Source organism: Actinomadura sp. 3N407 (genome assembly GCF_052245875.1).
Classification (GTDB): Bacteria; Actinomycetota; Actinomycetes; order Streptosporangiales; family Streptosporangiaceae; genus Spirillospora.
The window spans coordinates 99,987-121,989 of record NZ_JBQQBP010000015.1; the positions used below are offsets into that span (position 1 = coordinate 99,987).

General features: G+C 72.2%; 24 protein-coding genes and 1 pseudogene. 13 read left to right on the forward strand and 12 right to left on the reverse strand.

The annotated features are described in order from the left end of the window. Window positions 1-2 precede the first annotated feature (2 nt). From ACTWPP_RS31875 to ACTWPP_RS31895, 5 genes are read left to right on the forward strand one after another with little or no spacing between them, the layout of a single operon-like run. The gene (locus ACTWPP_RS31875) at window positions 3-515 is read left to right on the forward strand and encodes an NADH-quinone oxidoreductase subunit J (protein ID WP_443108095.1); all 513 of its coding nucleotides are present in this window, start codon (window positions 3-5) and stop codon (window positions 513-515) included. Further along, on the forward strand, window positions 512-817 hold the full coding sequence (nuoK, locus tag ACTWPP_RS31880; protein WP_443108096.1) for an NADH-quinone oxidoreductase subunit NuoK: 306 nt from the start codon (window positions 512-514) through the stop codon (window positions 815-817). Before ACTWPP_RS31875 ends, nuoK begins: the two co-directional genes overlap by 4 nt. Beyond that, window positions 814-2,436 (forward strand): NADH-quinone oxidoreductase subunit 5 family protein, encoded by a 1,623-nt coding sequence (locus ACTWPP_RS31885; RefSeq protein ID WP_443108097.1) that lies wholly within the window; start codon window positions 814-816, stop codon window positions 2,434-2,436. Before nuoK ends, ACTWPP_RS31885 begins: the two co-directional genes overlap by 4 nt. 3 nt (window positions 2,437-2,439) lie before the next feature. After that, entirely contained in the window at window positions 2,440-3,927 is a 1,488-nt protein-coding gene (locus ACTWPP_RS31890) for a complex I subunit 4 family protein (RefSeq protein WP_443108098.1), read from the forward strand. Continuing rightward, window positions 3,927-5,309, forward strand: coding sequence for an NADH-quinone oxidoreductase subunit N (locus ACTWPP_RS31895; protein WP_443108099.1), 1,383 nt, complete (start codon window positions 3,927-3,929; stop codon window positions 5,307-5,309). Before ACTWPP_RS31890 ends, ACTWPP_RS31895 begins: the two co-directional genes overlap by 1 nt. 111 nt (window positions 5,310-5,420) lie before the next feature. Here the strand turns inward: ACTWPP_RS31895 and ACTWPP_RS31900 are convergent, their stop codons facing one another. From ACTWPP_RS31900 to ACTWPP_RS31920, 5 genes are all read right to left on the reverse strand, one after another. Then, on the reverse strand, window positions 5,421-5,744 hold the full coding sequence (locus tag ACTWPP_RS31900) for a CocE/NonD family hydrolase C-terminal non-catalytic domain-containing protein (protein ID WP_443108100.1): 324 nt from the start codon (window positions 5,742-5,744) through the stop codon (window positions 5,421-5,423). A gap of 58 nt (window positions 5,745-5,802) precedes the next feature. Further along, window positions 5,803-6,540, reverse strand: a complete 738-nt coding sequence (locus ACTWPP_RS31905; protein ID WP_443108101.1) for an alternative oxidase — start codon at window positions 6,538-6,540, stop codon at window positions 5,803-5,805. A gap of 158 nt (window positions 6,541-6,698) precedes the next feature. After that, window positions 6,699-7,565: an MHYT domain-containing protein gene (locus tag ACTWPP_RS31910; protein ID WP_443108102.1), complete on the reverse strand. Its 867-nt coding sequence runs from the start codon at window positions 7,563-7,565 to the stop codon at window positions 6,699-6,701. 167 nt (window positions 7,566-7,732) lie between these two features. Next, the gene (locus ACTWPP_RS31915; RefSeq protein WP_443108103.1) at window positions 7,733-8,131 is read right to left on the reverse strand and encodes an NUDIX hydrolase; all 399 of its coding nucleotides are present in this window, start codon (window positions 8,129-8,131) and stop codon (window positions 7,733-7,735) included. Between the two features lie 12 nt (window positions 8,132-8,143). Further along, window positions 8,144-8,959 (reverse strand): SAM hydrolase/SAM-dependent halogenase family protein, encoded by an 816-nt coding sequence (locus tag ACTWPP_RS31920; protein WP_443108104.1) that lies wholly within the window; start codon window positions 8,957-8,959, stop codon window positions 8,144-8,146. Window positions 8,960-8,998: 39 nt separating this feature from the next. Between ACTWPP_RS31920 and ACTWPP_RS31925 the strand changes: the two genes are divergently transcribed. After that, window positions 8,999-9,934 (forward strand): LysR family transcriptional regulator, encoded by a 936-nt coding sequence (locus ACTWPP_RS31925; protein ID WP_443108105.1) that lies wholly within the window; start codon window positions 8,999-9,001, stop codon window positions 9,932-9,934. Here the strand turns inward: ACTWPP_RS31925 and ACTWPP_RS31930 are convergent. The 4 genes and pseudogenes from ACTWPP_RS31930 to ACTWPP_RS31945 form a co-directional block, all read right to left on the reverse strand. Next, complete coding sequence (locus tag ACTWPP_RS31930) at window positions 9,899-11,188, reverse strand: NAD(P)-binding domain-containing protein (RefSeq protein ID WP_443108106.1); 1,290 nt, start codon at window positions 11,186-11,188, stop codon at window positions 9,899-9,901. The genes ACTWPP_RS31925 and ACTWPP_RS31930 overlap by 36 nt on opposite strands. A 90-nt stretch (window positions 11,189-11,278) precedes the next feature. After that, window positions 11,279-11,908 (reverse strand): MerR family transcriptional regulator, encoded by a 630-nt coding sequence (locus tag ACTWPP_RS31935; RefSeq protein WP_443108107.1) that lies wholly within the window; start codon window positions 11,906-11,908, stop codon window positions 11,279-11,281. Between the two features lie 184 nt (window positions 11,909-12,092). Continuing rightward, a pseudogene (locus tag ACTWPP_RS31940) lies at window positions 12,093-12,278 on the reverse strand (glycoside hydrolase family 3 C-terminal domain-containing protein); the annotation flags it as partial. Window positions 12,279-12,327: 49 nt separating this feature from the next. Further along, window positions 12,328-13,047: an IclR family transcriptional regulator gene (locus ACTWPP_RS31945; protein ID WP_443108108.1), complete on the reverse strand. Its 720-nt coding sequence runs from the start codon at window positions 13,045-13,047 to the stop codon at window positions 12,328-12,330. Window positions 13,048-13,158: 111 nt separating this feature from the next. Here ACTWPP_RS31945 and leuC point away from each other — a divergent pair, with 111 nt between their 5' ends. The 4 genes from leuC to ACTWPP_RS31965 all read left to right on the forward strand — a co-directional run bounded on the left by leuC (window position 13,159) and on the right by ACTWPP_RS31965 (window position 15,994). Further along, the gene (leuC, locus tag ACTWPP_RS31950; RefSeq protein WP_443108109.1) at window positions 13,159-14,595 is read left to right on the forward strand and encodes a 3-isopropylmalate dehydratase large subunit; all 1,437 of its coding nucleotides are present in this window, start codon (window positions 13,159-13,161) and stop codon (window positions 14,593-14,595) included. Window positions 14,596-14,604: 9 nt separating this feature from the next. Continuing rightward, window positions 14,605-15,192 (forward strand): 3-isopropylmalate dehydratase small subunit, encoded by a 588-nt coding sequence (gene leuD / locus ACTWPP_RS31955; RefSeq protein WP_443108110.1) that lies wholly within the window; start codon window positions 14,605-14,607, stop codon window positions 15,190-15,192. 176 nt (window positions 15,193-15,368) lie between these two features. Then, on the forward strand, window positions 15,369-15,557 hold the full coding sequence (locus ACTWPP_RS31960; RefSeq protein ID WP_443108111.1) for a hypothetical protein: 189 nt from the start codon (window positions 15,369-15,371) through the stop codon (window positions 15,555-15,557). Window positions 15,558-15,715: 158 nt separating this feature from the next. Then, complete coding sequence (locus tag ACTWPP_RS31965) at window positions 15,716-15,994, forward strand: HU family DNA-binding protein (protein ID WP_026403810.1); 279 nt, start codon at window positions 15,716-15,718, stop codon at window positions 15,992-15,994. Between the two features lie 61 nt (window positions 15,995-16,055). Here the strand turns inward: ACTWPP_RS31965 and ACTWPP_RS31970 are convergent, their stop codons facing one another. Continuing rightward, complete coding sequence (locus ACTWPP_RS31970; RefSeq protein WP_443108112.1) at window positions 16,056-16,262, reverse strand: cold-shock protein; 207 nt, start codon at window positions 16,260-16,262, stop codon at window positions 16,056-16,058. Window positions 16,263-16,272: 10 nt separating this feature from the next. After that, a complete protein-coding gene (cofC, locus tag ACTWPP_RS31975; protein WP_443108113.1) occupies window positions 16,273-16,923 on the reverse strand; it encodes a 2-phospho-L-lactate guanylyltransferase in 651 nt (216 codons plus the stop codon). A gap of 110 nt (window positions 16,924-17,033) precedes the next feature. Here cofC and ACTWPP_RS31980 point away from each other — a divergent pair, with 110 nt between their 5' ends. The 3 genes from ACTWPP_RS31980 to ACTWPP_RS31990 all read left to right on the forward strand — a co-directional run bounded on the left by ACTWPP_RS31980 (window position 17,034) and on the right by ACTWPP_RS31990 (window position 20,072). Further along, window positions 17,034-17,867 carry a lysophospholipid acyltransferase family protein gene (locus ACTWPP_RS31980; protein WP_443108114.1) on the forward strand — a complete coding sequence of 278 codons (834 nt, stop codon included), beginning with the start codon at window positions 17,034-17,036 and terminating at the stop codon, window positions 17,865-17,867. A 17-nt stretch (window positions 17,868-17,884) separates the two neighbouring features. Next, a complete protein-coding gene (locus tag ACTWPP_RS31985) occupies window positions 17,885-18,874 on the forward strand; it encodes an NAD(P)H-dependent glycerol-3-phosphate dehydrogenase (protein ID WP_443108215.1) in 990 nt (329 codons plus the stop codon). A 76-nt stretch (window positions 18,875-18,950) separates the two neighbouring features. After that, on the forward strand, window positions 18,951-20,072 hold the full coding sequence (locus ACTWPP_RS31990) for a D-alanine--D-alanine ligase family protein (RefSeq protein WP_443108115.1): 1,122 nt from the start codon (window positions 18,951-18,953) through the stop codon (window positions 20,070-20,072). Window positions 20,073-20,105: 33 nt separating this feature from the next. On the opposite strand, the gene ACTWPP_RS31995 is transcribed toward ACTWPP_RS31990, so the two are convergent. Beyond that, window positions 20,106-21,977 carry a beta-propeller domain-containing protein gene (locus tag ACTWPP_RS31995; RefSeq protein WP_443108116.1) on the reverse strand — a complete coding sequence of 624 codons (1,872 nt, stop codon included), beginning with the start codon at window positions 21,975-21,977 and terminating at the stop codon, window positions 20,106-20,108. Window positions 21,978-22,003 lie beyond the last annotated feature (26 nt).

A 22,003-nucleotide genomic window follows, 5' to 3' on the forward strand; every position in this document is an offset into this window, starting at 1 on the left:
TCGTGGAGGCCGTCGCGTTCTGGGTGCTCGCCGTCGCCGCCGTCGGGTCCGGTGTCGCGGTGTTCGTCGTCGACTCGATGGCGCGGGCGACGTTCGCGCTGCTCGCCTTGTTCCTGTGCGTCGGCGCGGAGCTGCTGCTGATCGACCTGCACTACCTCGGCGTCCTGGTGATCCTGATGATGATCATGGAGATGCTGGTGATGGTCGTCTTCATGGTCATGTACATGATGAATCCGGCGGGGCTGATGCCGATGACGATGCTGCACAACAAGCGCGGCGCGTTCGCCATCTCGGGCGCCGCGTTCGCCGCCCTGGCCGCGGGGATCTTCGCGATTCCGTGGCCGAGGCGGGCGGGGCGTCCGCCGGGCGATCCGACGTTCGCGCTCGGTGAGTCGATCATGGGGCCGAAGATGCTGGTCATGATGGTGATCGGCATCGCCATCCTGGCCACCATGATCGCGACCGTCGTGCTGGCCACGCACCGGGGACGCTATGACCGGGACGGCGCGTCTTGACGCTTGAGACGTTCCTGCTCCTCGCCGCCGCGCTGTTCTGCGTGGGGCTGTTCGGCGCCCTGTCGCAGCAGTCGATCGTGATGCTGATGATGGGCCTCGAACTCATGATCAACGGGATCATCGTCGCGGGGGCCGGGTTCTGGTACTGGGTGTCGCCGGGCTCCGCCGACGGGCAGGTCCTCGTGCTGGTCGCCATCACCGTGATGGCGCTGGAGATGGCCATGGGCTTCGCCGTCGTCACCGCGCTCTTCAGGGCCCGCGACGTGGACCTCACCGATGATGCGGGGGATCTCCGGGGATGAGCGGAGCGAACCGGGGGGTGTGGGGGGCCGTCCCTCCACAGGAACCAGGGTGGAACTTCTCGCTGCTGCCGGGGTGGCCGGGCGGGCTGGCGATGGACGGGCTGTCCGCCGTTCTCGTCGTGACCCTGGCCGCCGTCCTGGTCGCGGTGCTCATGTATGCGGCGGGCGAGGGGTACGGCGCCCGGTTCTACGTCCTGATGCTGCTGTTCGCGGTGGCGATGCTGGTCACGGTCACCGCGACCGACCTCCTGCTGCTGCTCATGGGCTGGGAGGTCATGGGCGCGATGTCGTACGCGCTCATCGGCTACGTGTGGTCGGACGTGGAACGGGTCCGTTCGGCGGACGTCGCGTTCCTCACCACCCGGGCCGCCGACATGGGCCTCTACGCGGCGGCGGGTTTCGCGGTCGCCGGAGCGCATTCGCTGGAGTTCGACGCGCTGGCGCAGGCCGACGCGCCTTGGCGGGATCTGATAGCCGCCGGTGTCGTGGTGTCGGCGCTGGGCAAGTCGGCGCAGCTTCCGTTCTCGTTCTGGCTGTCGCGGGCCATGGCGGGACCGAGTCCGGTGTCGGCGTTGCTGCACTCGGCGACGATGGTCGCCGCCGGCGCCTATCTGCTGATGCGCCTTCATCCCCTCCTCGACGCCACCGGCTGGGCCGACACGGTGGTGTGCTGGGCGGGTGCGCTGACCGCGCTGGTGCTGGGTGCGGTGGCGCTCGCACAGCGGGAGCTGAAGCAGCTTCTCGCCGCGTCCACGTGTGCGCAGATCGGATTCATGGTGCTGGCCGCCGGGGCCGGTTCGGCGGGCGCGGGGGCGGCGCATCTGGTCGCGCACGCCGCGGTGAAGAGCCTGCTGTTCCTGTGCGCGGGGCTGTGGCTGAGCGCGCAGCGGACGGGACGGCTGGTCAAGGCCACGTTCGGGGCGGGCGCGCTTGCGCTGGCCGGTGTCCCGCCGCTGTCGTTGTGGGTCACCAAAGACGAGGTGCTGACCGTGGCGGGTGCCCGGTCGGAGGGCCTTCTGGCCGTGGGGTTCGCCGCCTCCGTGCTCTCGGCCGCGTATGCCGCGAAGGCGCTGCTCATGGTGGTGCGTCCGGCCGAGGGCCAGGTCGCGCGGGTGCCTTGGTCCCAACGCGTTCCGCTGGTCGTGCTGGCCGGCGCCGCGTGTGCGCTCGGGGTCGCGGGTCTTCCGACGGGAGTGAAGCCGCATGTCTGGGAAGCCGTCCTCTCCGGGGTGCTCGCGGTGGTCACGGTGGGCGTGGTCGTGGCGGTCCGGCGGGTTCCGGAACCGGCCTGGGCCGCGAACTGGCTCTATCTGGAACGGGCCGCCGTCGCCGGGGCGGTTCGTCCCGTGTTCGCCGTTGCGCGGGCGCTGGCGCGGTTCGACGATCAGGTCGTCGACGGCGCCGTGCGGGGCGTCGCGCGGGGCGGGCGGTGGACGGCCGGGCTGGCGGGTCGCCGCGTCGAGTTCCGCGTGGACGGCCTGGTCACCGTCGTCGGACGCGCCGCCCGGGGGCTCGCGGCACTGGCCCGGCGCCCGCAGACCGGGCAGCTTCACACGTACTACGCGCAGGCCGCCGTGGTGCTCGTGGTCCTCGTCGTCGTCGCCGTCCTGGCCGGGTGACCCATGCTCACATTGGTGATCTTCCTCCCGCTGGCCGCCGCGCTCGTGGTTCCGGTCGTCCCGCGGCGCGCGGCGCCGTGGACGTGGATCGGCGTCACCGTCGCCGAGCTGGCGCTGATCGTGGCGATGTGGATCGCGCACGGGACGGGCGGCGGGGTCTCGTTCGAGACGAACGTGCGGTGGATCCCGTCGGTCCGCGCCGGTTACCACGTCGGCGTGGACGGGCTGTCGCTGCCGCTCCTGACCCTGACCGCCGTCCTGTTCGCCGCGTGCGCGGTGTACTCGCTGCGGCACACCGACCGCGTCCGGGCGTTCGCGGCCCTCTTCCTGTTCCTGGAGACGGTCTGCCTGGGGCTGTTCGCGGCCCTCGACCTGCTGCTGTTCTTCGTCTTCTTCGACCTGTCGATCGTCGGCATGTACTTCGTGATCCTGCTGTGGGGGCACGAGGACGGGGCGCGGTCGGCGCTGAAGTTCTTCCTCTACACGTTCCTGGGGTCGCTCGTCCTCCTGCTGGGGTTCATCGGCCTCTACCTGGGCGCCGACCCCCACACGTTCGACATGGTCGAGCTGACCCGCACGCCGCCGCTGGAGGCGTCACCGGGGCTGGCCGGGCTGACGCTCCTCGCCGTCGGGATCGGACTCGGGATCAAGACGCCGGTCGTCCCGTTCCACACCTGGCTGCCGCCCGCGCACACCGACGCGCCCGCCGCCGGGTCGGCGATCCTCGCCGGGGTCATGCTGAAGATGGGCACGTACGGGCTCGTCCGGATCGCGATGCCGATGCTGCCGGACGCCTGGCGCCGCTACGCCCTCGTGGTGCTGATCGTCGGGCTGGTCAGCGTCCTGTACGGGGCGCTCGTCGCGCTCGCCCAGGACAACGTCAAGCGGCTCGTCGCGTACACGTCCGTCAACCACATGGGGTACATCGTCCTGGCGCTCGGCGCCGCCGGATACGCGGCGGGCGACGCCGACGCCCGGCGGCTCGCCGTGACGGGGGCGGTCACGCAGATGGTCAGCCACGGTCTGGTGACCGGCGCGCTGTTCCTGCTGTGCGGGGTCCTCTACGACCGGGCGGGCAGCTACGACATCGGACGGTTCGGCGGCATCGCGCGCGCCGCGCCCGTCTACTCCGGCCTCATCGCCGTCGCCGCGTTCGCGTCGCTCGGGCTGCCCGGCCTGTCGGGGTTCATCGCCGAGTTCCAGATCTTCGCCGGGACGATCGGCAGCGGCAGCACGGTGACGGCGGTGACCGGTGCGCTCGCCGTCCTCGGGATCCTCATCACGGCCGGGCTGTTCCTGCGCGTGCTGCACAAGGTCGTCACCGGCCCGCCCGGTGAACTGACGTCCCGGGTCACGGACGTGCGGCGGCCCGAGATCGCCGCGCTCGTCCCGCTGCTGGCGCTGTCGCTGCTCATCGGCGTGGCGCCGCGCGTCCTGCTCGACACGATCGAGCCGCTGTCGGCGTCGATCATCGGGCTGGTGGGCCGGTGATGAACGACAACCCGGCCGACCTGGCGCCCGAGCTGTGCGTCCTCATCGCCGCCGTGCTCGGCCTGGTCAACGGGCTGTTCCTGCCCCGCGGGCGGCAGTGGCGGGTCGCGGTGATCTGCGCGGCGGGGCTCGCCGCGGGGCTGGCCGTCGCGGCTGTCGCCGCGGCCCGTCCCGACCTGACGGCGTTCGGCGCGTTCCACATCGACCCGATCACGCACGTCACCCGGATCGCCGTCCTCGGCTCGACGCTTCTCGTCATCGCCCTCGCCGCCGGGCCGGTGCGCGGCCATCCGCGTGAGAGCGAGCACTACGTCCTGATCCTGTTCTCGGCGCTCGGGACGGTGGTGCTCGGCGCGTCGTCCGACCTCCTCGTCCTGGTCGCCGCGTACCTGCTGGCGAGCATCCCCGCGTACGCGCTCGCCGGGTTCGGCAAGGACGCGCCCGGCACCGAGGCGGCGCTGAAGTACTACCTGATGGGCGCGCTGCTCGGCGTCCTGATGCTCGCCGGTGTGACGCTGCTGTCCGGGGTCGGGCGCGGCTCGGCGTATCCGGTGCTGCGGGCGGGCCTCGCGGAGGCCCCGCGGGCGGCGGTCGCGGCGGGCGTCGTCGCGCTGCTCGCCGGGCTGCTGTTCAAGGCGGGCGCCGTCCCCGGGCACTTCTGGGTCCCGGACGTGACCGAGGGCGCGCCGCCGGCCGTGGCCGCTTTCGTCACGACCGTCCCCAAGATCGGCGCCTTCGCCGCCCTCTACCGGATCGGCGCCGAGGCGCTCCCGCCGGGCGCCGCCGGGTGGCCCGCGCTCGTCGCCGTGATCGCCGCGGCCACGATGACGCTCGGCAACCTCGCCGCGTTCGGGCAGGACAACGTCCGGAGGCTGCTGGCGTACTCGACCGTCAGCCAGGCGGGCTACCTGCTGATCCCGGTCGCCATGGTGGGACGGACGGACCTGGCGCAGCCCGCGCTGCTGTTCTACGTCGCCGCATACGCGGTGACGAACGTGGGCGCGTTCGCCGTCGTCCTCGCCACCGGACGCGACGGCCTGGCGGCGTACACGGGTCTCCTGCGCGGGTCGCCGCTCGTGGGCCTCTCGCTGGTCATCTGCCTGCTCGGCTTCATCGGGACGCCGCCGACCGCCGTGTTCGTCGGGAAGGTCCTGATGTTCGGCGCCGCCCTCGACGGCGGTTACACGTGGCTCGCCGTGGTCGCCGCCGTCAACACCGTCGCGAGCGTCTTCTACTACCTGCGGTGGATCGTCCCGCTGTTCGGACGCCGGGACGGCCCGCCGCCGCGTCCGGCGCGCGGCGCCTCCGCGGTCGCCGTCGCGGCGGCGGCCTTGTCCGTGGCGCTGGGCGTCGGCAGCGGCATCGCGCTCGCCGCGTCCTGACGCCCGCGCTCAGGTGGACGGTTTCTCGTTGAAAGTGATCGTGTTCCCGGACGGGTCGGCGACCGACGCCTTAACCATGTCTCTGGACGAGGGTGATAGTCAAAGGATCGCTTAAGTGTTCATCCGGGGCATGATCGGGAGGGTGATCCAGGACGGGCGGGCGGCGTCGTGGAAGACGGTCTGCTCGGCACGGGTCATCGCCGGATGGCGGTCGAACCGCGGGAAGTCGGACGAGGCGACCTGCACCCTGATCCGGTGCCCGGCCTTGAACGTCTGGCTGGTGGCGACCAGGCCGATCCGGCAGTGCTGAAGCACGACCGTCATCCCGGCCCGCAGGTACGGCGTCACCGGCACCGAGCGGAACACCGGCTCGCCGTAGGGGTTGCGGACCAGGACGGTGACGGCCGGCAGGGCGGGACGGTCGAGCTTCGTCACGATGGCCTCGCTCTCAGAGCAGGGGGCCGACGTTAGGCAGCTTCGCTCTGACAGTCAATTAACTGACGACCTTTGGGGCGGGCGCGTCCTGGAAGCGGGGTGCCCGCATGTTCACCAGGCTGTCGAGCTTGTGGATCCGCTCGTCGTGCCCGATCTGGCGCAGCAGGTCGGCGACCGAGCCGTACTCCCCGTACTCGGCGGCGTACGTCGTGGGCGCGGGCACGTACTCCAGCTCCGGGTGCTCGGCCACGTACGACATGTACTCGTGCTCGGCGTGGTCCTCGAAGTCGGCGTTGAGCCGGTAGCTCAGCTCGGGCCGCACCAGGAACAGCAGCCACGACACGTGGTAGTAGAAGAACGCCACGAGCCACGGCGCCAGCCGGTGCAGCACGAAGGACTGCTTCAGACCGTCGCGCTGGACGAGGTCCTGGAGGATGAGCAGGTGCCACTGCTCGTTGTCCTGCTCTTCGCGGGTCTCCACGATCCGCTCGTAGACGCGCTTGGCGAGCGCCGAGCGGTGGCGGTGCCGCGACAGGGAGAAGTAGCCCATCCGCTCCCACGCCTGGTAGGGGACGCGGGCGATGAACTCCAGCATCGCGAACTTCACGAGCGTACCCTTGCGGCCGTAGACGAGGTCCATCTGCTTGAACAGCATCCGGGCCAGCAGCCCGTACTTCAGCCGCGGGCTTTCGAGGGTCTCGATCTGGGCGGCGCGCAGCTGCGTCGGGGACAGCTTCGGCGGGCCGGCGTGGACGGGGGACTCGGGGCGGGTGAGGGTCTGCGTCGTGTTCGTCATGCCGATCATGCTGCGTGTACGGCATGGGCCCGGGCATCGGCCGCTGAGAGACACCCGCTCTACGGCGCGCCGCCCACCGCCCCCTGCTCCCGGTACCGCCCCGGGCGTAGGGGTCGACCCTGAGTCCGTCTAAGGGGCGTACGGCCGGGGCGGCGGCGTCAGTGGCCCGGTCCGCCGTCGAACCATTCGCCGGCGGACCGGCTCCGCGGGGGCGCGGCGGGCTCCGCCGGCGGCGTGCCCGGCGTCTCCGCCTGCTGCCGCGAGCGGATGCGTTCCTGCATCGCGGCCTCGACCCGCATCTCCTCCTCGCTCGGCGCCATCGCGATGATGATCAGCAGGATGATCGACACACCGCCGACGCCGCCCATGAGCGGCAGCAGGAAGTCGGCGGGGCGGGCGCCGGTGGGGTCCGGCATGCCCTCGTGCATGGTGATCCGCATGGCCGCCATGCCCGTGTAGTGCATGCCGGTCACCGCGACCCCCATGATCGCGGCGGCGCCGACGGCCGCCCACATGCCCTTCACGCGGATGCTGAACCAGAGCGCAGCGGTCGCCGCCACCAGCGCGATCAGCACCGACAGCGCGACGATGGCGGGCCGGTAACCGATGTGCCCCGCCATGTTCATCGCGGTCATGCCGGTGTAGTGCATGCTCGCCACGCCGGCGCCCATGATGACGCCGCCGGTGATGATCACGGGCATGCGGATGCCGCCGAAGCCGACGATGAACAGCCCGATCGCGACGACCGCGATGGAGGTCGCGCAGCTCAGCAGCGTGAGCGGCACGTCGTAGCGGATCTCGTGGTCCTCGATGGTGAAGCCGAGCATCGCGATGAAGTGCATCACCCAGATGCCGGTGCCGCCGATGGCCAGCGCCGCGAGGGCCAGCCAGGAGGCGCGTGAGCGGCCGGTGGAGGCCCGTGCGCGGGCCGTGCACAGCAGGCCGAGGAGCGAGCCGATGAACGACATGAGGTAGGCGGGCACCGGTGTGACCAGCCCGTAGGAGAAGTGATGGACCTCCGACATTACGGCCCCCCCGTAAGTGCTTTCTGACCCGACCGGCGGCATCCTAGTGGATCTATCAACGCATACCCTCGGGAGGGGTGACGAGTGGGCCATTCAACGCCGGATGGAAACTCGAACAGCGGGCTGCCGGGTACTTCGGGACGCGGATTCCGGGCGGCCGGTGCCGATCAGACCAGCAGACCGTTTTCGGCGGCGAGGTCGAGAGCCGCCTGCGCGGCGGGGGCGAGGAGGTGGCGTTCGGCGCGGCCTATGTAGACGTATTCGTCCACCTCCCCCGCCGGGACCATCGCGCCCCGATAGGCGGCGGTGAAGCACGCCATCCGGACGTGGGCGAAGTCGGGCTGGTCGTGGGCGGGCGCACGGATGACGCCCAGCTCCCGGAAGGACGTCCGGTCGAGCTCCAGGTCCAGTTCCTCCCGCACCTCGCGCGACAGGGCCGACCAGTCGTCCTCGCCCGGCTCGCGCTTGCCGCCCGGGAGGTACAGCAGGTCACGGCCGCGTGAGCGGACGGCCAGCATCCGTCCGCCCGACACCTGGATCCAGGCGACCACATCGAGATCTTCCACGGGGCAAGTCTCCTACAGCCGGTGCAGGGTGACGGTCTCCGTGCCCGCGAGGCCGAACGCCACGGCGGCCGACCCCTGGTTGACCGCCAGACCGAGCCAGCCCGACGAGTCGACCCACACGAGGGGCTCGCCGGGGGAGACGCCGCCGAAGGTCTCCTCGAACGTGACCCGCGCGGAGCCCGGACCCGGAGCGGTCCACACGACCCCCAGGGGCGTCCCGTACGGCAGGGGGCCGAACGCGGCGGCCAGGTCCTCCGGCTCGGCGCCCAGGATCAGGCTCCCGAAACGGTCGGTGTAGAGCACCGGCACCGTCAGCTCCCCGTCGCCCACCACCGGGGACGGGACGTCCAGCGGCAGCGGCTCGGCCGGGGACCCGAGATCGGACACCTCGACGCCGGCGGCGATGTGCCCGGCGGCGGGCGAGAAGATGTCGCGCCCGTGGAACGAGGCCGACACGCCCGGCAGCCGGTACGCCGGATTCTCCAGGACGTGCGCCCGGACGACGCCGCCCAGCCTGTCCGCGGCCGGGACGAGCAGGCCGTTGTCCGGGCCGACCAGCACGTCCCCGCGCCCCGTCTCGACCGCGACCGGGCGGCGCTGTGTGCCGACACCCGGGTCGACGATCCCCAAGTGGACGCCGGCCGGAAGGTACGGGAGCGCCTGGCGGAGCAGCATCGCGCCCTCGCGGACGCCGAACGGGGTGATCTCGTCGCTGAGCACGAGCACGTTCGCCGCCGGCGCGATCGTGTAGACGACCCCCGCGCAGATCGCGGTGTAGGCGGCGCCGAAGTCGGTCGCCAGGCTGACGAACGGGCGGCTCTCCGGCATGCGGCCGACCCTATCGGGCGGCCCTCGTATGCTGCGGGCGTGCGCGCCGAAGCCCTCGACCCCGTTCTGCTGCGGACCTTCGTCGCCGTCGCCGACCTCGGCTCGTTCACCGCCGCCGCGGCCGCCGAGGGCTACACCCAGTCGGCGGTCTCCCGGCAGATCGCGGCGTTGGAGGATGTCTGCGGCGTGGAACTGTTCGCCCGCGGCGCCCGCGGCGTCCGCCCGACCCCCGCCGGGGAGTACCTGCTGCCGCACGCGCGCGGCCTCCTCGACCGGCTCGCCGACACCGCCCGCGCGCTCGACGGGCTGCGCCGCCTCGACACCGGGACGCTGCGGCTCGGCGCGTTCCCCACCGCCAACGCCGCGCTCGTGCCCCGCGCGCTCGCCCGGTTCCGGGCCCGCCATCCGGGCGTCCGGCCGGTGCTGCGCGAGGGGACGACCGAGCGGCTGCTGCCGATGCTGGAGGCCGGCGACCTCGACATCGCCGTGGTCAGCACGCACAAGCTCCCGTCGATCGCCGCCGGGGACCTGGTGCCGCTGGCCGACGACGCGCTGCTGGTCGCGCTGCCCAGCGGGCACCGGCTCGCCGCCCGCCGCCGCGTCCCGCTCGGCGACCTCGCCGACGAGCCCTGGATCGTGGCCGACGACCCCGAGGCCATCGCGGCGCTGCGCGCCCGCTGCGAGGCCGCCGGGTTCGTCCCGCAAACGCCGCTGCGGGTCGCCGAGTGGATCTCCAAGCTCGGCCTGGTCGCGGAGGGGTTCGGCGTCACGCTCGTCCCGGCGCTGGCCGCGTCGGCGGCGTCGCGGGACGGCGTCGTGCTGCGCGCCGTGACGTCCGACCAGCCGCGCCGGTCGGTCTACGCGGCGGTCGGGCGCCACGCACGCAGATCCCCGCCCGTCACCGCGTTCCTCGGGGACCTCCGCGACGCGGCCGGGGGCCTAACGGGGGACGGCGGCGACGACCTCCACCTCTAGGAGGGCGTCGGGGTGGAACAGCCGGGGCACCTCGACGGTCGTGCTCGTCGGGGGAGCGCCGGTGAAGTACCGCGCGCGGACGGCCCCGTACTCCCTGCGGAGGTCGAGGTCGGTGAGGAACGACCGGATGTTGACGATGTCCGCGAAGCCCGCCCCGTGCGCGGCGAGGATCCGCTCCAGCAGGGAGAAGATCACCTCCGACTGGCGGGTCATGTCGCCCGGCGCGTCCACCTTGCCGTTCTCGTCCAGGGCGATCTGCCCGGACACGTACAGCATCGGGCCCTGTGTCACGTGCGCGGTGTGGGAGTAGGCGGGGTTGGGCGGCGGCGGGACGGTCGCGGGGTTGCCGAGCGTGACGCGCATCTGTGACGTCCTCCTGGTGTGGTCTGCGAGTGTGATCAGGTCGTGGTCCGCCAGCCCGGCGTCGAGCGCGGCGTCCGTCCGGGCCTGGGCGGCGGACAGGACGCCGGCCGGGCGGGTGCCGTCCAAGGCGAGGGCGAGGTCCTTGGCGGCCAGGGCGAGGGTGAAGCGCGGCGGGTCGGCGGCGCTGCCCTCCTTCAGCCGCCCGGCCTGCGGACTGAGGCGGGACAGCGCGTCCAGGGCCGGATCGGTGTCCACGCCCAGCCGGTCTGCGACGGCGAGGGCTTCGCCGAGGACGGCGAAGTTCGCGACGAGCACGCCGTTCACCACCAGCTTGAGCGCGGCGCCCGAGCCGGGCGGGCCGACGCGCCGGACGCGTCCGAGCGCTTCGAGGGCCCCGGCGCAGCGGGCCAGGTCGGTGTCCGTGCCGCCGGCGAGGATCACCAGGTCGCCGGCCTCCGCCTGCGGGACGCTCCCGGAGACGGGTGCGTCGACGTAGCCGACGCCCTCCGGCAGCCGGGCCCGGACGCGGCGGACCGCGTCCGGGCCGATCGTCGACATGTCGGCGATCACCGCGCCGGGCTCCAGGGCCGGGGCCGCTCCGCCGGGGCCGAACAGCACGTCCTCGACGGCGTCCGCGTCGGTGAGCATCGTGATCACCAGGTCGCATCCCGCGCCGTCCTCCGGCCCCCGCCCGCCACCGATCGAACGGCGAGCCCCGCTCGGCCGAACAGCCTCGGCGGGCGTGTCGCGGACGGCGGCGCCGGCCTCCGCCAGCGGTGCCGCCTTGGCGGGCGTGCGGTTCCATACGGTCAGTTCGTGGCCGGCGGCGAGCAGCCGCCCGGCCATCGGGACGCCCATGCGTCCTAGTCCGAGAAATGCGATTCGTGTCATGGCGTGCTCGACGCTAGGCGCCGGGCGGCCATGTCACCAGCGAAGATTCGGCAGAGGAGCCATGCGCGGCGCGCATGACTCAGGCCGGGCTCAGGTCCGGTCGAAGCGGCGGGACGAGGCGTCCTCCTGGGCCAGACGGTGCAGGGCCGTCAGAACCTGTTCGTACAGGACGGTCGAGACCAGCAGGGAATGGACGGTCCGGGCGCGCGAGGTCCCCTCGGCGACCCTGCCGATCTCGTGCTCGGCGACCTCGGTCGCGGCCTTCACGTACGGCCGCAGGTCCTTGAGCGTGATCGGGAAGCCGAGGCGGCGCAGCGCCACGAACGTGTGTGCGAGAAGATCGCGGGCCGGGGCGCGGTCGCCGACGGTCCAGCCGAGTTCGCGGACGAGGGCGTCGACGTCCTCGCGGGCGGCGCGCCAGTGCGGGTCGTGCGGCGCCGCGACGTGCGGGCCGATGGCGTACTGGGTGGTGCCGAACAGCTCGTGCAGGCTGACGCGCTCGTCCTCGATGGCCGCGATGATCTGCTGGATCGCCGAGACCGGCAGGTCGCCGACCTCGCGCAGCGCGTTGATCAGCCGCAGCCGCTCCAGATGGCGCGCGCCGTACTCCGACCGGGTCGCGCTCACCGCCGAGCCCTTCGGGAGCAGGCCCTCCCGGATGTAGAACTTGATCGTCTGGACCGTCAGGCCACTGCGATCGCTGAGCTCGGAGATCTGCACCGTTGCACCCCCTTGACCGGACGTTTAACGCTATCCGGGTGGCCCGATTAGATACCGGCACTATCCAATGTCTGTCCGGGTTGCGGTGATTTCCAGGTCGCCGGCCGCCGCGAGGACGCGCCCGTCCAGCCGGATGCGGACCGTCACCGCGTCGCCGGGGGCGGCCTCGGCGACGGCCAAGCCCGCGAGCCGCACCGGTGAGGACGCCGGCGATCGCGTCGCCGCCCTCCTGGCCCGGCAGCCACACCCACAGGACGGCGGCGACCTCGTCCCGCCACGGCGTCAGGACGGGCGCGCCCGCGTTCACCACCACGACGGTGCGCGGGTCGGCGACGGCGGCGTCGGCATCGCGGGCGGCGGCCACCGCGGCGGCGAGCTCGTCGTCCTCGGGAGGGTGCGGCTCGCGGTGGCCGAGTGGATCAGGACGCGGTGCGGCGCATTCCCTCGGAGATCTTCTCGGCGGCCGCGGCGACGGGGGCGGCGTGCAGGCGGCCGGGGGAGCGGCTGAGGCGTTCGAGGGGGCCGGACACCGACACGGCGGCGATCACCCGTCCGCCGGCGCCGCGGATCGGGGCGGAGACCGAGCCGACGCCCTGCTCGCGCTCCCCGACGCTCTGCGCCCAGCCCCGGCGGCGGACGGACGCGAGCGTGGCGGCCTCGAACTTGGCGTTGCGCAGCCCGCGGTGCAGCCGGTCGGGCTCCTCCCAGGCCAGCAGGATCTGCGCGGCCGAACCCGCCGTCATGGGGAGCGCGGCGCCGACCGGGATGGTGTCGCGCAGGCCGCTGGTGCGTTCGGCGGCGGCCACGCAGACCCGGACGTCGCCCTGGCGGCGGAAGAGCGAGGCGCTCTCGCCGGTGAGGTCGCGCAGGTGGGCGAGAATGGGCTGGGCGATCGCGAGGAGCCGGTCCTCGCCCGCCGCGACGGCGAGCTCGGCGAGCCTCGGCCCGAGGATGAAACGCCCCTGCGTGTCGCGGTGGACGAGGCGGTGGTGCTCCAGCGCGACGGCCAGCCGGTGGGCCGTGGGGCGGGCCAGCCCGGTCGTCTGGACGAGCTGCGCGAGCGAGGCGGGGCCCGCCTCCAGCGCATTCAGAACAAGAACGGCTTTGTCAAGTACGCCGACTCCGCTAGAGTTGTCCATGTCTTGATACTGCCGTCTCGAAATTTGAGATGCAAGTCGAGGTGACCCGGACCACGGCGCACCTGCGATCAGCACCGGGCGCCGACGATCATTACAGGTGAGGTGGGAGTGATGGGCCGAACACTGGCCGAAAAGGTCTACGACGCGCACGTCGTACGGCGCGCCGAGGGTGAGCCGGACCTGCTCTACATCGACCTGCACCTCGTCCACGAGGTCACCAGCCCGCAGGCGTTCGACGGGCTGCGGATGGCCGGCCGCCCCGTCCGGCGCCCCGACCTGACGATCGCCACCGAGGACCACAACGTCCCGACGACGGACCTGCTGAAGCCCATCGCCGACCCGGTGTCGCGCACCCAGGTCGAGACGCTGCGCAAGAACTGCTCCGACTTCGGCGTCCGGCTGCACCCGATGGGCGACGACGGGCAGGGCATCGTCCACGTCATCGGCCCGCAGCTCGGCCTGACCCAGCCGGGCATGACCGTCGTGTGCGGCGACTCGCACACCTCCACGCACGGCGCGTTCGGCGCCCTCGCCTTCGGCATCGGCACCAGCGAGGTCGAACACGTCCTCGCCACCCAGACGCTGCCGCAGGTCCAGCCGAAGACGATGGCCGTGACCGTCGAAGGCGCGCTGCCCGAGGGCGTCACCGCCAAGGACCTCATCCTCGCGGTCATCGCGCGGATCGGAACCGGCGGCGGCCAGGGCCACATCATCGAGTACCGCGGCGAGGCCGTCCGGTCGCTGTCGATGGAGGGCCGCATGACGGTCTGCAACATGTCCATCGAGGCTGGCGCCCGCGCCGGGATGATCGCGCCGGACGAGACCACGTTCGAGTACCTCAAGGGCCGCCCGCACGCGCCCTCAAACGCCGTTGCCGGGGGGGCGTCCCCCCAAAATGAAGGCGCTGCGGACTGGGACAAGGCCGTCGAGTACTGGACGTCGCTGCGCACCGACGACGACGCGGTCTTCGACAAGGAGGTCGTGATCGACGCGGCCGAGCTGACCCCGTTCGTCACCTGGGGCACCAACCCGGGCCAGGGCCTGCCGCTCGGCGACGCCGTGCCCGACCCGGCGTCCTACGACGACCCCGCCCAGCGCCAGTCCGCCGAGCGCGCCCTGGAGTACATGGGCCTGACCGCCGGGACGCCGCTGCGCGACATCGAGGTCGACACCGTCTTCGTCGGCTCCTGCACCAACGGCCGCATCGAGGACCTCCGCGCCGTCGCGGGCGTCCTGAAGGGCCGCAAGGTCGCCGGCGGCGTCCGCATGCTGGTCGTCCCCGGCTCCATGAGGGTCAAGAAGCAGGCCGAGGAGGAGGGCCTGGACGAGGTCATCTCCGCGTCCGGCGCCGAATGGCGCGAGGCCGGCTGCTCGATGTGCCTGGCGATGAACCCTGACAAGCTCACGCCCGGCGAGCGCAGCGCCTCCACGTCCAACCGCAACTTCGAGGGCCGGCAGGGGCCCGGCGGCCGCACCCACCTGGTGTCGCCCGCCGTCGCCGCCGCCACCGCCGTCACCGGCCGCCTCACCGCCCCTGCCGACCTGTAAGGAACCACGATGGAAGCGTTCACCGCCTACACCGGCCGCGCGGTCCCGCTGCGCCGCGGCAACGTCGACACCGACCAGATCATCCCGGCCGTCTGGCTGAAGCAGGTGAGCCGCACCGGCTTCGAGAAGGGCCTGTTCTCCGGCTGGCGCGAGGACCCGGAGTTCGTCCTGAACCAGCCGCAGTACGACGGCGCGGGCATCCTGGTCGCCGGGCCGGACTTCGGCACCGGCTCGTCCCGCGAGCACGCCGTCTGGGCCCTGCAGCAGTACGGCTTCCGCGTCGTCATCGCGCCGCGCTTCGGGGACATCTTCCGTAATAATTCCACCAAGATGGGTTTGCTTCCGGTCGTCCTCACGGGCGAGCAGGTCGAGGACCTCCAGGGCCGGATCGAGGAGGACCCCGCCCTGGAGATCACCGTCGATCTGGAGAACCGCGAGGTCCGCTGGGACGGCCGGACCGCCTCGTTCGAGATCGACGACTACACTCGCTGGCGGCTCATGGAGGGCCTGGACGACATCGGCCTCACCCTCCGCCACGCCGACGCGATCAACGACTTCGAGTCGAACCGCACCCCCTGGCTCCCCGTCACGCTGTAGCGCGTCTCAAGGCCCGGATCGCCGTCGTGGACGGCGATCCGGGCCTTTTGCGGCCCCGGGTGGACGGGCGCGGGCGGCGACGGGGGAGAATTCCCTGTGCGACGACCCGTCCGACCTTTGGGGGCATCACATTGAGCGCGGTCCCGTGGAGTGGACCCGAGTGGGACGATCCTGCGTTGACCCTGCTCGCACGGCAGTTGCGTGACGCTCACCGGGCCGTCGCGCCGCTGCCGCCCGAGACCCGGCAGCGGCTCATCCGGCACCTGCTGGCGATCACCGATCTGGCGAAAAGGGACGCCGGGCTGGCCGCCCGCAGGCTGGAGACGTTCCTCGCCGATTTCCAAGAGACGCCCGACGTCGGTTAGCGTGCGCAGTGGCCGGATCCGGTCCGGTCACCCGGCGAGACGGGGGCGAGGCCGACAAAAACGCCAGCGACACGCCAACTCGTGCGTGCAGGTGATTGTGTCCATGCTGAGGGTCCCTTAGTTTCGTTCGGGCAAGGGGGGAACTAGAGGAGTAACCCATGAACAAGCGTGAGCTGGTCGACGCCATCTCTGACCGGCTGGGCAGCAAGAAGGCCGCAGCCGAGGCCGTCGACGCCATCCTGGAGGCGATCCAGACCGCGGTCGCCAAGGGCGACAAGGTCGCGATCACCGGGTTCGGTTCGTTCGAGAAGGCCGACCGGCCTGCCCGTACGGCCCGCAACCCCGCAACGGGCAAGACCATCGAGGTTCCCGCGACGTCCGTTCCGAAATTCAAGGCCGGCGCGGACTTCAAGAACCTGGTGGCCGGAAAGAAGTAGCCGCACCGCACCAGCGCCCGGGACCGTGCCAAGAGGTCCCGGGCGCTGCGTGCGGCAGCCTCTAGGTCGACGGAAGCGGGAACGTCGACAGCGTCACCACCGAGATCCGGTCGCCGTCCATCGCGAGGTTCACCCGCTGCCCGAGCCGCAGCATCCGCAGCCCGCCCGCCGCGAACGCCTCCCCGTCGAACGGCAGTTCCGTCCCGTCATCGAGCAGCACGCTTCCCGACCGGGTCGAAGCGTCGAAGTCCTTCACCGTCCCCTGCATACACCGAACCCTAGGCGAAAGCCGGGAGACGGGAGGCGACGGCAGTGGTGCGCGGGCCGGTGCCCAGGGCGAGGGCGGCGCGGAGGTCTTCGAGGGTGTCGACGTCGCGGCGGACGCTGTCGATGCCGGGAAGGAGGATCTCGCGGGCGCCGCGGGCGCGGTGGGCGGCCCGGGAGTCGCCGCCGAAGGCGGGCGAGAACGGGACGCCGGGGCGGGCCGTGTACAGGGTGGTGCCGACACCGGCCGCGTCCGGGACGAACGCCTCGGCCGCCCGGCCGGCGGCGTCGAGGACGCGCGCGAGTTCATCAGATCGCAAAGCGGGCAAATCTGCCGACAGTGCGCCCACGCCGGTGCCGGGGGCGAGCTCGCGGCCGCGGCCGGCGCCGTGCACGAGCGCCGGGTTCAGCCCGGCGTCCGGCACGTCGGGCACGACCAGGGCGCCGAGGGCGGCCAGATCGGCGGCCGGGAGAGGATCGTCGGTGACAACGATCACGGTGCGGACCCGGTCACAGCGCAGCGCCGCGGCGACCGTGTCGGTCGCCACCGCGAGCGCGAGGGACTCGCGATGCGGGCCCGCCGCCGCGGACATGCGGGTCTTCGCCCGGGACAGCACCTTCACCGGCACGACGAGGGACCATTGGGAGAACTCTGCGGTAGACATGGCAACTCGACACTATGCGCACGCACCCGCGACACTTATGGACACCCCGCGTTCGTTGGGGACGGGACACCCCGCGTTCGCCTGGGGGACGGAGTGAGGAGGGGACGGGCATGAGCCACGGGTATTCGCCCGGGTGGCGGAAGCTCACGATCGTCATCCTGCGCCCGCTGCTGAAGGGGCTGCTGAAGCGGGACTGGCGCGGCCGGGGCAACGTGCCGGGGGAGGGCGGCGTCATCATCGCCGCGAACCACATCTCCGAGGCCGATCCCCTCGCGCTCGCCCACTTCGTGTACGAGTCGGGCCGCTATCCCGTGTACCTGGCGAAGTCGACGCTCTTCGACGTGCGCTTCGTCCGGAACATCCTGCGCGGCACCGGCCAGATCCCGGTCTACCGCGACAGCGCCGACGCGGCCATGGCCCTGAAGGACGCCGAGAAGGCCCTGTTGGACGGCGAGTGCCTGATGTTCTACCCGGAGGGCAGCTGCACCCGCGACCCCGAACTGTGGCCCATGACCGGGCAGACGGGGGTGGCGCGGATGGCGCTGAAGACGGGCGCCAAGGTCGTCCCGGTGGCGAACTGGGGGGCGCACGAGCTGATGCCGTACCGGAAGGGCGAGCGTACGGGGCTGGCGGGAAGCCTGAAGAAGGGCTTCCACCCGTTCCCGCGCAAGACGATGAAGGTGATCGCTGGGCCGCCCGTCGACCTGTCGGAGTACGAGGGCCTGCCGCTCACCAAGGAGACGCTGCGGGCCGCCACCGACGACATCATGGCGGCCATCATCGGACTGCTCGGCGAGCTGCGCGGCCAGGAGCCGCCCGGCGAACGCTACGACCACCACAAGGTGCTGGAGCAGCGGCGCCGGGCGGCCGCCGAGGCGTTCGAGCCCGCGGTGCCAGAGACGGCGCGGCCGGGCACCGGCGACCCGAAGGCGGCCGGCTCGTGACGTTGCGCACCGCGGTCATGGGGGCCGGGTCCTGGGGGACGACGTTCACCAAGCTGCTGAACGACGCGGGCGGCGAGGTCGTCCTGTGGGGGCGCCGCCCCGAGGTCGTCGAGGCGGTCAACGAGCGGCACGAGAACCCCGACTACCTGCCCGGCGTCACGCTGCCCGAGGGGGTCCGCGCGACGCTGGACCCGGCGGAGGCCCTGGCGGGCGCCGACTTCGTGGCGCTGGCCGTCCCGGCGCAGACCCTGCGGCGCAACCTCGGCGCCTGGGTGCCGCTGCTGCCGCCGGACGCGGTGCTCGTCAGCCTGATGAAGGGCGTCGAGATCGGCACGTCCCGGCGGATGTCGGAGGTCATCGGCGAGGTCGCGAACGTCCCCGAGGAACGGGTGGGGGTGTTCTGCGGCCCGAACCTGGCCCGCGAGGTCGCGGGCGGGGAACCCGGCGCGGCGGTCGCGGCCTGCGCGGACGAGGGCGCCGCGCAGCGCCTCCAGGCCGCGACGATGACGCCGTACTTCCGCGTCTACACCTCCACCGACGTCGTCGGCTGCGAGCTGGGCGGCGCGGTGAAGAACATCGTCGCGCTGTGCGTGGGCATGTCCGTGGGGCTCGGGTTCGGCGCCAGCACGCAGGCGCTGCTGATGACCCGCGGCCTCGCCGAGATCGCCCGGCTGGGCGCGGCGCTCGGCGCCGACGAGCACACCTTCGCGGGCCTCGCCGGGATGGGCGACCTGGTCGGGACGTGCATGTCGCCGCTGTCGCGCAACCGGACGTTCGGCGAGAACCTCGGCCGCGGCATGACGCTGGAGCAGGTCATCGCCGTCACCAAGCAGACCGCCGAGGGCGTCAAGTCGTCGGAGGCGGTGATGGAGCTGGCCCGCAAGCACAACGTGGAGATGCCGATCACGGAGGCGGTCACCGCCGTCCTGCACCACGGCATGCCGATCAAGGAGGCGGCCATCTCGCTGATCTCGCGTTCCCCCAAGCCCGAACGGTACGGGCTGTGACGGCCGCACCGGCGGGACCGCCGCGCCCGGATCGCTCGTGGCCGACCCGGGCTGATCACCGATAGGGTCGGACGTCATGTCCCAGGTTTCGAAGATCCGCGTGGCCGTCGTCTTCGGCGGACGCAGCTCCGAGCACGCGATCTCCTGCGTCACCGCGGGGGCCGTGATGGCCGCCATCGACCGGGACCGGTACGAGGTGGTGCCGATCGGCATCGCCCGCGACGGACGCTGGGTGCTGCCGCCCGGGGACCTGCGGCTCGCGATCGAGGACGGCCGGCTGCCGGAGGTGACCGGCAGCGGCGGCGTCCTCGCGCTGCCGTTCGACCCCGACGACCGCGGCCTGATGGTCGTCCGGCCGGGGCAGGTCCCGGAGACGCTCGGCGACGTCGACGTGGTGCTGCCGCTGCTGCACGGCCCCTACGGGGAGGACGGCACCATCCAGGGGCTGCTCGACCTCGCGGGCGTCCGCTACGTCGGCGCCGGGGTGCTGGCCAGCGCGGTCGGCATGGACAAGGGATTCATGAAGCTCGTCTGGCAGGCGCGCGGCCTGCCCGTCGGCCCGTACGTCCTGGTCGGCGACCGGGAGTGGCGGCGCGAACGCAAAGGCAAGATCGACGAGATCAAGGAGCTCGGGCTGGCGACCGGCACGCCGGTGTTCGTCAAACCGGCCCGGGCCGGGTCCAGCATGGGCATCACCCGCGTCACCGACGAGGCCGACCTGGAGGCGGCGGTCGATGCGGCCCGCGAGCACGACCCGAAGGTCATCGTGGAGGCCGCGGTCGAGGGCCGCGAGATCGAGTGCGGCGTCCTGCAGGGCGTGGACGACGGCCCGGCCGAGGCGAGCCTGCCCGCCGAGGTGCTGATGGCGGGCGACCACGACTTCTACGACTTCGAGACCAAGTACCTCGACGGGGCCACCAGCATGGCGATCCCGCCGGACCTGCCGGCCGCGCGGATCGAGGAGGTCCGCCGCATCGCCGTCCAGGCTTTCGACGCGCTCGACTGCGAGGGCCTCGCCCGCGTGGACTTCTTCCACACGCCGGACGGCCGCTGGATCCTCAACGAGATCAACACCATGCCGGGCTTCACCCCGGCGTCGGCGTTCCCGCAGATGTGGGCGGCGACCGGGCTCGGCTACCCGGCGCTGGTCGACCGGCTCATCCAGACCGCCGTCAAGCGCTCCACCGGCCTGCGCTGACTCGCTCCGATCGAACCGGCCGAACCCGCCGAACTAGTCGAACGGCAGCCACGCGGTGTTCTTGAGCGTCGCCGCCTCGGTGGCGCGGGCGCCTTGGCTGGAGAACGTCCAGAGGGCGCCTCCGACGATGAGCGAACGGCGGATGCCGGTGCCGCGATACTCGCCGGGATGCCGGACGTTCCCGGCCTTGGTGATGGACGAGCCGGTCACCTTGAGCGCCAGCGCCTCACCGCCTCCGTCGCCGCGGCCGTTCACGGGGATGACGGTGAGACCGGAGTCCGGCCAGTACAGGAAGGCGTGCGGCTCGAACTCCGCCTCGGCCGTCGTTCCGGGCAGCTTGTAGTCGCTGATCCTGCGAGGCTCGCCCGAAACGTCGAAGAGCGACACCTGGAGGCCGTTCGTCCGCCCGGACAGGTCGGCGTCCTGGCCGATGCCCAGGAGTCTCCCCTCCTTGGTGGGATGCAGGTACGCCGAATAGCCGGTGATCTTGAGTTCGCCGGTGAGGCGGGGGCGGCGCGGGTCCTTCAGATCGAGCACGTACAGCGGGTCGGTCTGCCGGAACGTCACGACATAGCCGGTGGCGCCGATGAACCGGACGGAGTAGATCCGCTCGCCCTTGCCGAGGCCGTCGATGCGTCCGATCTCGTTGAGGCGAGCGCCGTCCTGTGCGAGGACGTACACCGAACTCTGCGACGGCTTCTCCCCGCGGGCGAACTGGCCGGTGGTCGTGGCCAGCCGCAGCTTCCCTTCGTGCTCCGACATGGAGTACTGGTTCAGCAGGGAGCCCTTGACCGAACCCGACGCCACATAGCGCGGACGTCCCTTGCCGCTGACGTCGAACTTGTAGACGTCGGTGCGCTGCTCAGGCCTCTTCTTGGGCGACCTCCACATGGACGGCTTCGCGGAAGTGCCGGTGACGTACAGGCTCTTCCCGTTGCCGTAGACGGTCGTGCCGTCGGCGGTGACGCCGATCGCCTGCGGGTCGCCGAGCCCCTTGGACAGGTCGAACGTCAGCACGCTCAACATGCTCGAACCCGCGTACGAGGACGGCCGGCTGACCTGGTCACAGGGCGTCCGGTACTGCTTCGCCGGGCCGCCGTTCCCGTCGTCCACCTGGAAGGCGGGCAGCCACGCGTCGAGCGGCGCCGTTATCACGGCCCGCCTGTTCGCCTCGGCGGCCTTCTTCCCGCCCTCGCCGCCGGGGAAGTGGATGTCGGGCTCGGACTTCATCACGACCCGGACCGTCGAGCCGCTCTGGCGGGCGTCCAGGTAGTCGGCGTGGGTCGTCATGGTGCCGACGATCTTCGGTGCGCCGGAGACGTCGACGAGCGTCAGGCGTGTCGTGGGCCTGGGGGTCTGCGGCCTGGACGTCGGCGGCGCGGGTGAGCTTTCGCTTCCCGGCCTTGCCGGGCGGGGGAGGGGGATCATCGGCGACCGCTCGTCCAGGACGAGCACGCGGTCGCCGCTGAGGAGCAGTTGCCCGTCGCCGTGGTCGCCGGATCCCGGCAGGTCCAGCGTGTGCGTGATCTTGCGCGTCGCGGGATCGATGATGGTGAGACCTCCGCCGGCGAGCGTCACGATCCTGCGGCCGTCGGTCTTGACGAGGTCGGGTTCGTCCGCGCCCCGCTCGTGCGCGTTCGTGGTGGAATGCCGCGGAGGCTGCGCCGGGGCCGCCTCGGCCGCCTGCGGGCCCTTGCGCAGGGCCGTGTCGCCCTCCGGCAGACCATGCACGGGCATGTCGTCCAGCCCGAACGGGCCGACCCTGTCGGCCGTCGCCTGGCGCAGCTCTTTGTGGAGGGCATCGCAGCCGTCGTAGGCGACGAGCCGTATCGACGGTGCCCGACTCGGCGGGTCCGGGGCGCCGGGAGACCCGGTGCATCCCGCCGACCCGGCCAGGAGCAGCATCGTCGTAGCCGGAGCGAAGACGCGAC